The organism is Anaeromassilibacillus sp. SJQ-1 (genome assembly GCF_046693725.1).
Classification (GTDB): domain Bacteria; phylum Bacillota; class Clostridia; order Oscillospirales; family Acutalibacteraceae; genus Anaeromassilibacillus.
Genome location: NZ_JBKEIV010000048.1, coordinates 294,698 through 309,677, shown reverse-complemented (window position 1 = coordinate 309,677; position 14,980 = coordinate 294,698). Strand labels below are relative to the sequence as shown.

At 49.6% G+C, this 14,980-nt stretch carries 9 protein-coding genes; 6 read left to right on the top strand and 3 right to left on the bottom strand.

Features of this window, described 5'->3' with window-relative positions; translation table 11 throughout:
* Positions 1 to 107 precede the first annotated feature (107 nt).
* The 3 genes from ACGCCZ_RS14950 to ACGCCZ_RS14940 form a co-directional block, all read right to left on the bottom strand.
* Complete coding sequence (locus ACGCCZ_RS14950; protein WP_085531190.1) at positions 108 to 1,679, bottom strand: Na+/H+ antiporter NhaC family protein; 1,572 nt, start codon at positions 1,677 to 1,679, stop codon at positions 108 to 110.
* A 215-nt stretch (positions 1,680 to 1,894) separates the two neighbouring features.
* Positions 1,895 to 2,761, bottom strand: coding sequence for a hypothetical protein (locus tag ACGCCZ_RS14945; protein ID WP_411656420.1), 867 nt, complete (start codon positions 2,759 to 2,761; stop codon positions 1,895 to 1,897).
* Positions 2,762 to 2,775: 14 nt separating this feature from the next.
* Complete coding sequence (locus ACGCCZ_RS14940) at positions 2,776 to 3,360, bottom strand: helix-turn-helix domain-containing protein (RefSeq protein WP_411656419.1); 585 nt, start codon at positions 3,358 to 3,360, stop codon at positions 2,776 to 2,778.
* Between the two features lie 293 nt (positions 3,361 to 3,653).
* Between ACGCCZ_RS14940 and ACGCCZ_RS14935 the strand changes: the two genes are divergently transcribed.
* From ACGCCZ_RS14935 to ACGCCZ_RS14910, 6 genes are all read left to right on the top strand, one after another.
* Positions 3,654 to 5,447, top strand: coding sequence for a hypothetical protein (locus tag ACGCCZ_RS14935; protein ID WP_411656418.1), 1,794 nt, complete (start codon positions 3,654 to 3,656; stop codon positions 5,445 to 5,447).
* Positions 5,448 to 5,609: 162 nt separating this feature from the next.
* Positions 5,610 to 5,804 carry a hypothetical protein gene (locus ACGCCZ_RS14930; protein ID WP_054324876.1) on the top strand — a complete coding sequence of 65 codons (195 nt, stop codon included), beginning with the start codon at positions 5,610 to 5,612 and terminating at the stop codon, positions 5,802 to 5,804.
* Positions 5,805 to 5,896: 92 nt separating this feature from the next.
* Complete coding sequence (locus tag ACGCCZ_RS14925) at positions 5,897 to 6,904, top strand: DUF4349 domain-containing protein (protein WP_411656417.1); 1,008 nt, start codon at positions 5,897 to 5,899, stop codon at positions 6,902 to 6,904.
* A 15-nt stretch (positions 6,905 to 6,919) separates the two neighbouring features.
* Positions 6,920 to 8,182, top strand: a complete 1,263-nt coding sequence (locus tag ACGCCZ_RS14920; RefSeq protein ID WP_054324878.1) for a serpin family protein — start codon at positions 6,920 to 6,922, stop codon at positions 8,180 to 8,182.
* A 36-nt stretch (positions 8,183 to 8,218) separates the two neighbouring features.
* Entirely contained in the window at positions 8,219 to 8,824 is a 606-nt protein-coding gene (locus ACGCCZ_RS14915; RefSeq protein ID WP_054324879.1) for a hypothetical protein, read from the top strand.
* 590 nt (positions 8,825 to 9,414) lie between these two features.
* Entirely contained in the window at positions 9,415 to 14,805 is a 5,391-nt protein-coding gene (locus ACGCCZ_RS14910) for a TIM-barrel domain-containing protein (protein WP_411656416.1), read from the top strand.
* Positions 14,806 to 14,980: the final 175 nt, after the last annotated feature.

Genomic DNA, 14,980 nt, shown 5'->3' with positions numbered 1-14,980 from the left:
AAATTATGTGAAATTGCTATTATAATATAGCAAAAGCCAAGAGTATAGCAAAAAATCCCCTCTTTGAAATCTTTCAAAGAGGGGATTGCGTATTTTAGAATACATATTTATCCGTTCGATTTTGTACTCTGAGACCGCACAGTTGGCCGAAAGTGTTTGGCACTGATCCGGTGTAAAACGACCAAAACAACAATCAGACAAGCCAAACCGCTCAATAGCGTCAACCAGACATTTGCACCGCTCAAACCAGCAACCAGATAACCGACAAAGCAGCAACAGGCAACTGCAATACAGTACGGCAACTGAGTTGAGACATGTTGAATATGGTTGCAACCCGCGCCGGTAGAAGACAGAATCGTGGTGTCAGAAATGGGGGAACAGTGATCGCCAAATACGCTGCCTGCCAAGGTAGCGGAGAGCGTGACAACAAGAAGCTGCGGCGCAATTGCCACGCATGTCGGCACGACGATCGGGATTAAAATGCCGAAGGTTCCCCATGCCGTCCCCATTGCAAAGCTGAGCAGGGCAGCTACAACAAAGACGATCGCGGGTAACAGAGCTGGAGGAAGAGCGCTTCCTGCCAACATGTCCTTCACAAAGTCCCCTGTCATCAATAAATCGCGGCAGACGCCGCTGATTGTCCAAGCCAAGGTCAAAATGATAAATGCGGGTACCATGGATTTCACGCCCGTGGTAATTCCTCCCATAAAATCACGGAAGGAGACAACCTTGCGGGGAACAAACAGAAGAAACGCAACAACCAGAGCGGCAAATCCACCCAGGACCAAAGCCTCCGCAGCGGTACAGTTGCCGAAGGCTGCGCTGATAGAATGGTAAGCGGGGTCATCCCCCCAGAATCCGCCGTTGTACAACATGGCGAGGATGGAGAATACAATCAATGCAAAAATGGGGATCAGCATGTCAAAGACGCGGCCCTTCGGGTTCTCCTGAAAAGGAGTTCCCTCGGCGTTGGGCTGGTCAACTGCACCGAGTTCCCCCTTTTGAGCGGCAATTTCGGCTTTCTGCATGGAACCAAAGTCGAGATTCACAAAGCACAGAAGAAAAACCATAACAATACTCAGTATGGCATAGAGATTATAAGGAATCGTAGCGACAAAAGCGGCTAGATCACTTTCAAATTCGCCGGTGATCGCCAGATTGGAACCTACGGCAGCCGCCCAACTCGAAATTGGGGCGATGATACAGACGGGCGCAGCTGTCGCATCGATGATATAGGCGAGCTTTGCCCGGGAGATTTTATGTTTATCGGTGACCGGTTTCATAACAGTACCGACGGTTAGGCAATTAAAATAGTCGTCGATAAAAATCAGCGATCCAAGCACGCCTGTGGCAAGCATAGCTGTTTTTCTGGACTTGAGTTTTCCACTGGCCCAACGTCCATATGCTTGGGAACCACCAGCTAAGTTGACGACTGCTACGAGCGCGCCCAGGAGTGCTAGAAATAGGATGATGTTGATGTCCACGCGGCTGGCCATCAGTTGAAAGGTATAATCGACCGTCCCTACAATCGGATTCGCTCCGACGATACAGGAGTAGATCAGCGTACCGGACAGAATGCCAATGATGAGCGAGGAGATCACTTCTTTTGTGATCAATGCCAGAGCGATTGCGATAATGGGCGGGATGATCGATAACCATCCAGCATAAATTGGGTCCATACAGACTCCCCCTCCATTTGGCCCACTCAGATTTACGTGCCAGTCGGCATGCGGCGGACTCTTTTCTCCTATTTTAATGGAATCTTAATGGGAAAGTCAATAAAAATTCATATTTTGTTCATAAAAACAGAAAAAATTTCAATTATTTTGTCAAATATTGCGGCCCGAAAAAAGATAAAAATAAAACGGATGAAATCTGCCATTCGTCAAGAATATCAGAAGGTCTTTTCCAATTCGTCCATCTTTTGCCGTAGATATGCCTTGGTCTCTGAGAGCGTACAGACGAGGTTGCCCTCCATCAGGTAAGAAAACAAATCGTCAAAGCAGGCGGACAGCGATTTCTCGTATAGGAAGAGGATCGCGTACTTGTTGGGGGAGAGCTCGTAAGAAAATGCAATAGAACCATCCCAGAAAGAGGTGATCTCCAAACGGGAGGAGAAAGAAACCGAGGGTTCTCGCAACAACAGACGGGTGCAAGAAGGATTGGTGTCTTCACAAAAGCGCCGAAGAACCTCCCAACGGTCGCGCGGTTCCAAAGGCGCATAGATGGAATCAGGTGTATGCCAGAGGCGACCGGTGCGGCAGAAATATTCCACCCCTTCCCTGGTAAAATATCCAATATAGGGGGTCTTTTCCTGCGCAAGGGAACCCCAATAGTTTTGATAGTGCAGAAAGGCCTGAACGATCTCCTCACGGTTTGGGGAATCACAGAGATATTTTTCCAGCAAGGGACGGTCTATATAGAGAATAAAGTATGGGTTACAGGAGCAGGACCAGCGCGGAGAGGACTGTCGATTGACAAATTCATGGTAATAATACTGAAGATTTTCCGTGATCGTTCCCAAGGTTGAAATCATGAGATTGGAACGCTTACAAGCGTCGTCAAAAAGATTTTCAAAGAATGAAACATATTTCTCTCCTCGCAAACAGATCGCATAGTTGCGGTTGTAGGAAATCTGTAAAGCGCATTCGCTGGTGACCACTAAGTACGGAAGCAGATTACTGTTCTTAAAATGAGAGGTGATACTGTCATAGTAATAATAGGGCTTATAATCCCTATTGGAGAGCATTAACTCGACCACGGCTCGTAGACAGTCTAAGTTGTATTGATTGTCCCCTCCGGGGAGTCGCTTTCGAGGCAGATGACATGCTCAATGGAACATGGACGCCCCAATGTGAGAGAGGAAAGGGAGTGAATCAAGAAATCGTATTCCGGCTGAGCAATCACCCGAATTTTTCCATTTGGCCGGGTGGCCTCTGCAACGACCACCGACTGAACAAGGCTGTTGACCGCCAGAATACCGGAACGGACCTCCGCGCCCTCCTTTGGCAGCGGCAATGGCTCTAAAATAGGAACCGGCGTGAGCGAATGGACGTCCACATATTGGTTAAAATCGTTTAGAAATTCGACGGTATTGCGCCTGCGCTGATAGCTTTCTTCTCCCATGCGCGAAATATCGTAGGCGGTGCGCAGTTCGGAAGATTGTGTGGGGCTGAGTCGAAGCGCCTCCATCAAACGGTTTAAGACCGCTAAGCTGGCGGGAAGGCGTTCCCCATTAAGAAATTTATAAAGGCTTGACCGATCAATTTTGCTATTTTGTGCAAGCCCGTAAATCGTGAGCTGCCCTTTGTCAATCCGCGGCTGGATCAGGGCCTGCATCTTCTGTGAAAAAACCGACATATTCTCACTTGATCCTCCCAAAATACTACTCCACGCGCCCTTTGGCGTCCAATCAAAATACGGAAAAGTTAAACGCTTTATTATATTAGTATAGCAGAATAAAAAGTGCTTTGGTAGCGGGAGTTTCCTACAAAATTTGGGAAGAAACGGACTTTGGTTTTTACGGGGATGAGACTTTAGTGTTGGTTGGCAGGGGAATTCTTGGAAGAAGCCGAAAAAGGGTTGCTTTTTTAGAGCCTTTGCTCTATGATAGGAAAAATTGCTCTGCAATTCGAATGAAAAGGAGAATGATTTTGAAAAGGAACAAAAAGGTTGTCTTAAATGTTTTATTGACACTGGCGGTCTTGATCTGGATTTTTGTCGCGAATCCCAACCTGAATCCGGTCTACGCTGATGGCGCATTCCATTGGTGTGTCATCCTTTCCTGTTACGTGGTTTTGAATTTCCTTGTGGGTTTTGGCGGCGTGACGGTGGAACAGAATGCTGCTGGGATACCGACTGTGCACGTTGATCGAAAGGCCCGCGGAGCTAAGGCCGGTTTCCGGATCTTAGGCGTGTGTTGGGGACTCTTCCTCGTAGCCTGTATTGCCTCGACGGTGTTTTTCAATTATGGCGCTTATCGCGACCAGTTTGGAACGCCGGAAAAGGCTGAGTTTACCGATTCCGTCCAACCGATTGCACAAGACCAGCTGCCCATTGTGGATAAAGCGCTGGCAAGCGAGCTTGCCGATAAGAAGCTGGGCGAGAATCCCGGTTTGGGAAGCCAGGTTACGCTCGGTACGCCGGTTATCCAGCAGGTAAATGGAAAATTGATCTGGGCAGTCCCGCTGGAGCATTCGGGGTTTTTTAAATGGCTCAAAAATATGGATGGCTCGGCGGGGTATATTGTGGTGTCTGCAACCGATGTCAACGACGTCGAGCTGGTGACGGATTACAAGATCAAATACCAGGATGGGGCCTATCTGCTGGACAACCTGGAACGCCATACACGGTTATTTGGCGGCGCTCTGTTCCGCGGAATTACAGATAAGTCATTTGAGTTGGATGACAATGGAAAGCCCTACTGGGTCATCACCACCTATAGCAACCGTTGGCTGTTCTCACTGCCGGAGGCCACCGGTATTTTGACCGTAGATGCGACCACAGGCGAGACTGCCCGCTATACCATGGACAATATCCCGGAATGGGTGGACCGTGTACAACCAGAGGACTTTATTGTTGAACAGATTCAAAATCAGGGTGAATATGTCCATGGTTTCCTGAACTTTTCCAACCAGGACAAGTTCCGTCCCAGCACGGGGCATATCATCGTATATAATGACAACAATTGTTATTTATTTACTGGACTGACCAGCGTCGGTTCGGATGAATCGGCCATTGGCTTCATGATGGTGGATATGGTAACAAAGGAATCAAAAATGTACCAGATGAGTGGCGCTACAGAGACAGCGGCCATGAGCAGCGCCCAGGGAAAGGTTCAGCAATACGGATATATCGCGTCGTTCCCCATGATTATCAACCTCGATGGAGAACCGACCTATTTTATGACGTTGAAGGACAACGCGGGCTTGATTAAACAATATGCGTTTGTCTCGGTTGCTACCTATACAGATGTCGGTACCGGCGAAACCATCAGCGCGGCATTGCGAAATTATCGTCAGACCCTACGGGAAAATAACAGCGGCAAAGTGGAAACCAGTATCGGCGATGAAACCGTGACGGGGACGGTATTGCGAATTGCAAGTGAGTCCATCGGGGACACCATCACATATCGTGTGATTCTGGAGGAACAGCAGAACCGCATTTTTACTATTCCCTATGATGCCAGCGCAGAGCTTTCTTTAACGCAGCCGGGCGATCGCGTGCGTATGAACTATCTGCCAAGCGAAACGGGGGTTTGTTCCGCTACCACGTTTGACAACTTAGAATTTACGCAGGAAGGTACTTCATCCACGGGGGAGCTTCAAAGGAAGATTTGCCTGAATCGACCGCGCCTGACCATACAGAAGATGCCTGACCACGTGGGCTGTTCGCTTGTATCTGAAAGACAATCGTATATATTTCTTAGAAACCGGCGGCCTTTTTAAGGGCTGCCGGTTTTTCAATTAAAACATTGCAAATTTTCGCTAAAATAATTGAAAGACAAGGGGCTAAAAAGCTTTTATAATGGGAGTAGACCAAAACAGCAGAATATGGGGAAGTATATACGGTCGGCATTCCACTCTGACAGTTGACAGGATGTGAGCGGCATGCCGATTGTTGCCATGCCTTTCGGTAAAACCAATCTGCTTATAAGAAGACTGTTTGTAAAAGCTGGGGCCGGGACGACGGTTTGTTGTTCCGGCCCTGGCTTTTTCGATGTGGTTGTTGGAAACCTCTCCACCCGCCTCCATCCTGGGATTGGACATCGAGAAAAAGATGTACGTTTTGTCATCCATTTGTAACCATCAAAGTGAAAAATTTCTGCAAGTATGCTTGTATTCTGGATGAAAGCACAAAAGGGAGGCGGAATCATCAAAGGATAGGGGGGATTTTTGTGAAATCGATCCGGCGAAGAAGCGTTGCATGTATTCTCAGCCTCATTTTGCTTTGCAGCGGCCTGTTGGCTGCCTGCCATGCACAGAGCGATCGCTCGGAAGGGACGGCATCGATGTCTGTCGATTCTGCTTCTGGCGAATCCGGGGCAATGGATACGGTGAATGGCGCAAAACCAGAGGAACTCATGGAAGAGAGCACAACCGGCCTGGGAGGAAACGCAGGCGGCGTAGATTCCGGAACCCGCCCCACAGATGGGGAAAAGCTGATAGAGAATCTGTATTATAAGATCGAAACCTTGCAGTTCGAGGACTCCGTGGAAAAGGTACAGAACCTTTATGAGGAATTGGGGGGATATGTGCAGGAATCCAGCGTCGAAGGCATTTCCGGTCAACACTTGCGCTGTGCACATTATGTCCTTCGGATTCCCCAGGAAAAGGTGTCACAGTTTCAAGGGCGCACTTCTGAACTCGGCAATGTTCTTCGGGTGGATACCAATGTTCAGAACGTGACGGACACGTATTATGACATCGAAGCGCGGCTGAAAAGTTTGCGTACACAGGAGGAGCGGTTGCTGGCGCTGTTGGAACAATCCGGCTCCTTGGAGGACATTATACAGTTGGAGCAGGCGCTTTCCGATGTGACCTATGAGATCGAAAAACTGACGGGAACTCTTCGCAACTACGATTCTCTGATCGAATACACAACCGTTACCATCGATTTACAGGAAGTCACGAGGGAGACAGAGGTTTCGCAAGCCCCCGTTACTTTGGGAGAGCGCATGTCAGCGCAGTTCCACTCTACGATGACAGGCCTGGGTGCGTTGGGAGAAGCTGCCCTAATTTTCCTAGTGGGGAGTCTGCCGGTATTGTTCCTACTGGCAATCCTGTGCCTGGTGGTGTTCCTGATTGTGCGGAGAATCACACGTTCGCACAAAAAGAAGAGGAAGCCAAGACCTGAGGAACCTTTTACAAAGCCAAATGAAGATTTCCACAATCATCAAGAATAAATGGAGGAGACAAATATGAAATCATTCAAAAAAGTTACTGCTGCTGCGCTGATTTGCGCCCTGCTGATGAGCATGCCCGGCTTGGGGGCTCTCGCAAGTACGGAACCGGTTGCAACTTTGGAGGAACCGGCCTTAGTGAACACGGACCAAGAACAGAAAAACTATACATCTGCGGCGGCTGATTTTTCCATCAAGCTGTTCCAAAACAGTATGGATTCTCAAAAGAATAGCGTGATTTCACCGCTTTCCGTCTATTTGGCGTTGGGGATGACGGCAAATGGCGCCAGCCATGAGACCTTAAACCAGTTTGAGTCGGTGCTCGGCGGGGGGAAAGTCAGCCTGGAGGAGATCAACCGCTATAATTCGGAATTGATTTATGCACTGCGTTCCAACGATGACCGGAAGCTTCGCATCGCGGATTCCATCTGGTTTGATACGGCAAAGGACCTGACGGTGAATCAATCCTTCCTGGACAAGAACGCTCAATATTACGGAGCAGGTATTTTCCAGCAGAATTTTAAAGATCCTGCAACCATGGAACAGATCAACGGATGGGTGAGTGATAACACAGAAGGAAAAATCCCGGCCATTCTGGACGAGATGGACCAGGATGCGATCATGTACTTAATCAATACGGTCCTGTTCGAAGCAAATTGGATGGTTCCGTATAATGAAAGCCAGGTTGCCCCGGGGACCTTCCATGCAGCGTCTGGGGACCAGAATGCGACCTTCATGACCTCAAAAGAGACCTACTTGAAGGACGGCGGCGCCCAGGGAATGATGAAGTACTTTAAGGATGGGCGGATGGCCTTGACAGCAGTTTTGCCTCCGGCCGGTTTGAGTGCGGAACAGTATGTCAAGTCTTTGACAGGGGACAAATGGTTGTCTCTGATGGAGTCGGCTGGTGTGGAGGAAGCAAACAGCCACCTGCCAAAATTCAAATTTGAGTATGAAAAGAAGCTGGCACAGCCTCTGCAACAGATGGGACTGACCAATGCATTTGATGTGCAAAAAGCAGATTTCACCGAGTTGGGCTCGTATACAAACCGCAATATTTCGGTCAACGAAGTTCTGCACAAGGCGTTTATTGAAGTCGATGAGGCGGGTGCAAAGGCGGGAGCGGCCACTGCGGTAGAGATGATTGCGCGGATGTCCATGCCGGTTGGGGAACCGGTGGAGCTGTGGTTCGACCAGCCGTTTGTCTGTGCGATTGTGGACACGGAGACAAATCTGCCCCTGTTCCTGGGGGTTGTACAGAATCCAACAGCAGAGGGCTAAAAAGGGTTCAAACAGACCTGCGGGGAGGCGGAAAAGATGGGGAGAAAAATGGCCGCCGTTCTTTGTGTGGCGCTCTGCACGGTATGGATGACCGCATGCGGTGGGCCACAAGCAGGAGGTGTACATCTGAAGGAATCCCGGCAAAATGTATCCGAAAGTAGCACGAACGCATCCGCCTTAAAGGAAGGGTCAGAATCCGATGCTGTGTTGGGGGAAGTAGTGCTTTCTGAGCAGGAACAGGAGGATCTGGCCGTTGTAAAGGCCATCTTCGACTGGCTCTATCCATTGGATGATGCCCTGAACGAAGGGATCGAGTGGATTGCCCTGGATACCACAGAACTAGAGATTTCCGATGTTGTGAAGAAACAGCTTTTCGAATACATTGGGGAACAGAGTGGGTTTTCTGTCCGAGAGTCCACTGCGCAGGAGTTAAAGGACGAAGGCTTGCTGGGTGAACAGGGAATCCGTACAGGGATTTTGCTCACAATGTCCATGCAAGCAGAAGAGGCGGATACCAGGCGCTTTTCCGCAGAAAAATACCGCAGTCCGTTGGGCGCAATCGGGGTAAATGATGGAATTGTGCAACGGGACGGAACGGTGTGGAAGATAGACGACAAACAGATCCGGGTATTCATTTCCTGAGCAATCCTATAGAAACAAAAAGGCCATCCGGCACGTATCTGCCGGATGGCCTTTTACGTAGGAACCTGGACTGTATATCACAGCGGTTCGAAAAGGAAAACGGTTTACCCAACAGAAACGAATATACAATCCCCGAGAGATTGACAAATGAAAAGATAAAAAATCTTTAAAAGGATTCCGATAGGACAAATGAAAAATAGCGGAAAATACCATTTAATCAATTAAAATAGCAATATAATTTAGACAATCACAATTTATTCCATTGACAGACATTTCCATTTTTCGGTATATTTTACTTAAGTTCTTATTTATTGAAATTTTTTAGAGAGATTGTCACTATTTGATCGAGTGCGTTGGTTGTAAGCCCCACGACATGCCTTTTTCGATTGGATAGAGATGTCTCGCGTTTTTATGAAAGGAGAGGATGGAGCACTTTTCTAAATGTTGATCCAATGGAGGGCTGGATGATCGTGCATCCGGCGTCGAATGAAAATGGAGGCGGTGGGTACTGCCTACGAAAATAGGTGTGGAATGGAAATCTGTGATAAGATTCTGCAACCTATAGGTCGTTGAAAAGGAGGAGAAAAGTCATGAAAAGGAATAAGAGCCGGATTGTGAGTCTGGTTCTTTGCGCAGCGATTGTTTTGTCCGGTGCTCTGCCGGCGACCGCTGCATCCGCAAAGGAAGAGAGCAAACCTGTTGCCGTTCAAATGAATACGCAGGGCTATGCTTCAGAGATTATCGGCAATGTGCGTGTACAGGTCCTGTCCCCGACAGTGGTCCGTCTGGAAGAAAAGGGTCCAAAAGGATATGAAGATCGGGAAACTTTCCATGTGACGAATCGTGACAATTGGGAAGGGACGGAAGTAACCCGTGAGGAAATGGACGGAAGCGTCATCCTGCGGACAAGCGCGTTTGATATTACGATTCCTTCAGACGCCCAGGACCTTTCCGGTATCACGATCAGCGATAAGGAAGGACGGTTGCTCTGGAAGTATAAGGGCCTGCCGGGCAGCAAAGTCTATTTACCCGACCCAGGCGAGGACGTTTTGGCTTGGGAAATGGGAGATAGCCCCCGCATGACCGTGCCGGAGTGGGGCTTCGCACCACAACCGGAAGACAACAGCGAGAATCGGGAAACAAATGGCTTTGATCAGAGCAACGATGCACCGGATATGTATGTTTTTCTCCCGCAGGGCGACGGCGTACAGCTGCGCAAGGATTTCAACAAGCTGACGGGCCAAACCGAAATGCTTCCGCTTTCGGCGTTTGGCGCTTGGGATAGCCGTTACTATGCCAACACCGACGAACAGGCTTTGCAGCAGATTAAGGATTATCATGAGACCTATCAGGTGCCGTTGGACAACCTCGTCATTGACACGGATTGGAGAAAAGCTTCCAGCGGTACGGGATATGAGATCAATACCGATTTGTTCCCGGACATGGAAGGTTTTTTGCAGGACGCCCACGACTTGGATGTCAACATTATGTTTAACGACCATCCGGAACCGTCCAAAAACAGCGAGGGACAGCAGAACAATGCGATTAATCCCGACGAAGTGAAATTCCGGTATGACAATCTCACGAAGTTGTTGAATATGGGCTTGGACGGATGGTGGTATGACCGCAACTGGTCCACAACCATTGTGGCGCCGGAAGGATTTACCCATGAGGCAATTGGCGCTTCGGCATATTCGTATGCACAGAAAGCCGTCTATCCGGATCAACGCCTGTTCATGATGAGTAACGTCGATGGCAGCTCCAACGGCGTTGACATCGGCGCGCCGGATGTAGCGCAGCACCGTTACGGGATTACCTGGACCGGCGACATCGGCGGTCATCAGGAAACCTTACAGGATGAGCTGGAATTCACGGTTCAATATGGAGCCATTGGAGGGCTGCCCTACATTTCCTCTGACGTTGGCACGCACCAGACCAGCACCAAGGATATGACCGCAGACGAGTATGTCAAATGGATGCAGTATGGCGCGCTTTCTCCGATCTATCGCCCACACTGCGCATGGGTAGGTTCTGTGGACGAAGGCCGTATGCCTTGGTTAAAGGGCGAGGATGCGCTGAACATTATCCGTGATTATGTCAATCTGCGTTATCGCTTGCTCCCGACCTACTATAATCTTTCGCATGAAAACTACGAAACCGGCATGCCGCTGGTCAGAAGGCTGGACTTCGAATATCCGGAGTATGAAAGCGCTTCGAGAAATGACCAGTACCTGCTCGGCGAAGACATCTTGATTGCGCCGACGATCACCACATCGGAAAGCGGCGATCCAGCTGTTCCTTCCGCATGGTTAAAGACTCCAGACGGCGAGCAGGGTCTCAAAGCGGAGTTCTTTAACAATCTGAACCTGGAAGGCGAGCCGGTTGTTGTCAAGAATGTTCCCAATATCGATTTTGATTGGGGGAAAGAGTCGCCTGCACTCGGTGTAAACGAGGAAGGGTTCAGCATTCGCTTCACGGGCACGATCACCATCGGAGACAAGGATGTACAGCTGCAAACCTATAGCGACGATGGTTCCCGCATTTACATCGACAACGATCTGTTTGTTGACTCCTGGAAAGATCAGGAACCGACGGCAACCACCTCCGAGGGTACCTTGAAGGCTGGACAGACCTACGACATCCGTTTTGAGTTCTATGATAAGGAGAACGAAGCCGTTTGCAAGATGCAATATGTGCAGGCGGGCGAAAAGGATGAGGCTATTTGTACCAGAACGGTTTGGATTCCAGAAGGAGAATGGATTGACGCATTCTCTGGCGAGACCATCTATGGCCCGCGCAGCATTGAGGTGGAAGCACCGATCAGTGAGAATCCGATTTATATCAAAAAAGGTTCCATCCTTCCGTTGGCGGATGAGATGATGTCCACAAAAGAAGGGGATTGGAGTCACCTGACGTTGGATGTCTATCCGTCCACCCGTTATGAGGATTCGACTACCCTGTATGAGGACGACACCATTTCCAACGATTACACCGAGGGGAAATTCCGTACAACGGAACTTTCCACGAAGTTTGAGGATGGAAAGACCATCATCGACATTGGCGCGGCGAAAGGAAGTTTTGACGGCGAGCTGTGCTTTGACAACCGCAGCTGGACCGTTCGGATTCATCAGCCAGAGGGCTGGGGTGAACTGAAAAATGTTGCGACATCGGATGGACAGACGCTTGCCTTTACAAAGGTGGAGCAGGACACAGATGCCATGCCTTTGGAAATCGAAGGCGGAGCGGCAGACGGAGCAGTCTATGAAGTGGAAGTGTCCGGAAACGTCTATGAAGCTATGCAGCTGGTAGCAGAATTTGAAAATGCAGTGGACCCGGAAGTGCCGGACCTGGAATATGACGAGGCAAGGGATTACGACAGCTACAAGCAGCCGGTGGACTATACCGTGGATATCACGGAGGATATGCCGTATGTGGTCGACCTGACAACGTTGGGCAACCTGGACTGGGTACAGCCGAACGTCAATGATTACAGGGAAACCATGAGAAAAAATACAACCACGCCGCAGATTACTTTCCTCAAGCAGAATGCCCGCAGTGTGGGAGGATTTGACGACTATTGCACAACCTTTAGTTATTCAGACGGTTTGCCGATTCAGTCGGTAGACGCAACCCGAAACGGTTCGGTTATCTTTGATGACAATGCAAGTTTTGAGTTCACCGTACAGGCAACGGAACAGCCCAAACAGCTGATTCTCTTTATCGGTGGATGGAAGAGCGAAGGTAAGTTGGAGATTTTCGACAAATCCGCAGATACGGAAGTCCAAACCTTTACCTTTAGCGACCCGGAGAAGTCCTATTATCGGAAGGTCACCATCGATATGACTTCTGAAACCGGAACCGATCTGGTGGTTCGTTACACAAAGACGAGCGGTAGCAATATTACGTTTGCCGCAGCAGCACTTCGCGATCCGAATGCAGAACCAGGCGAAGAAACCAATAAGGTTGTAGAGCGTGAAGTCGAAGTACTTGACTGGTATCCGGACAAACGCAATCTGACCGAAGAGGGCAACCTAGACTGGATTCACTTGGGACAGGCAGCGACCTCCAACATCAACCGTAAGAATGTCGCAGAAGAACAGCTCGTTCTGACAAATTCGGCTGATTTGGTCGGATTTAACGATCATAAGACGGCATTTACCTGGACAGATGGTACACCGGATAAGGAGGCAACCGACCTGATCACCGGATTGCAGCAGAGTAAACTGGGAAGCGACTTTACCCTCCAGGCGAAGGCAGGTCCGGAAGAGAAGAAGCTCACCCTCTACATCGGCGGATGGAAGGGGAAAGGAAAACTTACCGTTTACGACGCATCCGGTTTAACAGAAAATCAGGTATATGAATTTGGCGATTTGGATACCAACTTCTATCGTACCGTAACCATCGATATGAAGGCAGAGCAAGAGACTACCCTGTATGTACGATATGAGTTGATTGAACAGAATGGCGGAAATATTTCCTTTGTAGCAGCAACATTGAATGCTCCAGAAGTCGAGCCGGCGGAACACATGCTGACGGTAAGCTATCCGACAACGGTGAAGCTGTCGATCGACGGGGAAGAGCAGACGATTGCAAACCTGATCGGCGCATATAAAGACGTCGTAATGGCAAACACGAATCTCGACCTGACCTTTGAGCCGAGAGTCGAAGGCAGAGAGATCGCAGGCGTGACAGTCAATAGCGAGCCGGTAGAGGCGTTTGATGTCAATGAGTATGTATACAGCCTAGCAATGCCGAATGCAGACACCACGATTGAACTGGGCTTCACGATCGTAGATAAAGAAAATCTGCGCGAAGTGATCACAATCGCAGAGAGCGAGAACGTGAAAGCGCAGGTAGAGGCGGCAGTCCCGTCGGTACAGAAGAAGTACAAGGAAGCGCTGCAGGCAGCGAAAGCGATCGAAGAAAAGAAGACCGCAAGCCAGGACGAGATCAACAACGCGATGTTTGAGCTGATCGAGGCATTGCAGTATCTGAGCTTTGCAGCAGGGGACAAGAGCCAGCTGGAAATCCCGATGGAGATTGCAGAGAGCATCAATCGAGAGAACTTCACGCCGGAGAGCGTAAAGGCGCTGGACGACGCCTACAAGGCGGCAGAGGACCTGATGGATGACGAGGAAGTACTGGAAGCAGACATCCAGGCAGCGGCAGAAGCGCTGTATGAAGCGCTTGACAACCTGGTCTTCCGTGCAGATAGGACGGATCTGGAAGCTTTGGTAGCAGAAGGCAAGAAAATTGTAGAGAATGCTTCGAAGTACATCCAGGATGAAACATGGGCTACCTTTAAAACCGTCCTGGGCGATGCAGAAACTCTGTTGGAAAATGACAATGCAACCCAGGAGGCAGTGGACGAGAAGGCCGAAGAACTGCTCAATGCGATTACAGCACTGCGTATGATCCCGAACAAGGACGCTTTGAAAGATCTGATTGGAAAAGCAGAGGCAGTGAACACCAGCAAGTACACAGCAAAGAGCGTGGCAGCGATGCAGAAGGCATTGAGCAACGCAAAGGTTGTGTTGAACAATGAGGCAGCGACCGAAGAAGAGGTCAAGAGTGCAGTAGAAGCATTGGAAGCAAGCATCCAGAACCTGGAGACAAAGACGACGACAGCGAAGAAGAGCGGCTCCACATCGAGAAATGTAAGCAACACATATGGAGCAGCGGGTGTGGTTTCCGCAAGCCAGAGTGCAGTGGCAAGTGTGCGCAGCGATGCGGCAAATGCCATCACGCTGAACAGAGGAAGCATGTACACCTTCAAGATGACCGTGGTCAATGGAAATGGACTGGCGCCGAGCTTCACAGTGGGCAACGGAAGCGTTCTGAAGACGCAGTTTGTGTCCCAGATCGGCAATGACTACTACTACAGAGTTTATGCAGTTGGCACACCGGGCCAGAGCACAGGTGTTTACACCACCCTACCGGGCCAGGATGCGAAGCTGCATTGCGAGGTAGCCATTGGCTGAACGCCGGGCAATTTGTATAAGGTATAAACGTGTACATATTCGATCAAGCACCCGGCAGCCGATAGCAGAAAGTTTGCGTAGGAGACGCCGTAGGCGCGGAAGACGCTGTGCGTCCACCGGGCCAGAGCACAGGTGTTTACACCACCCTGCCGGGTCAGGATGCGAAACTACATTG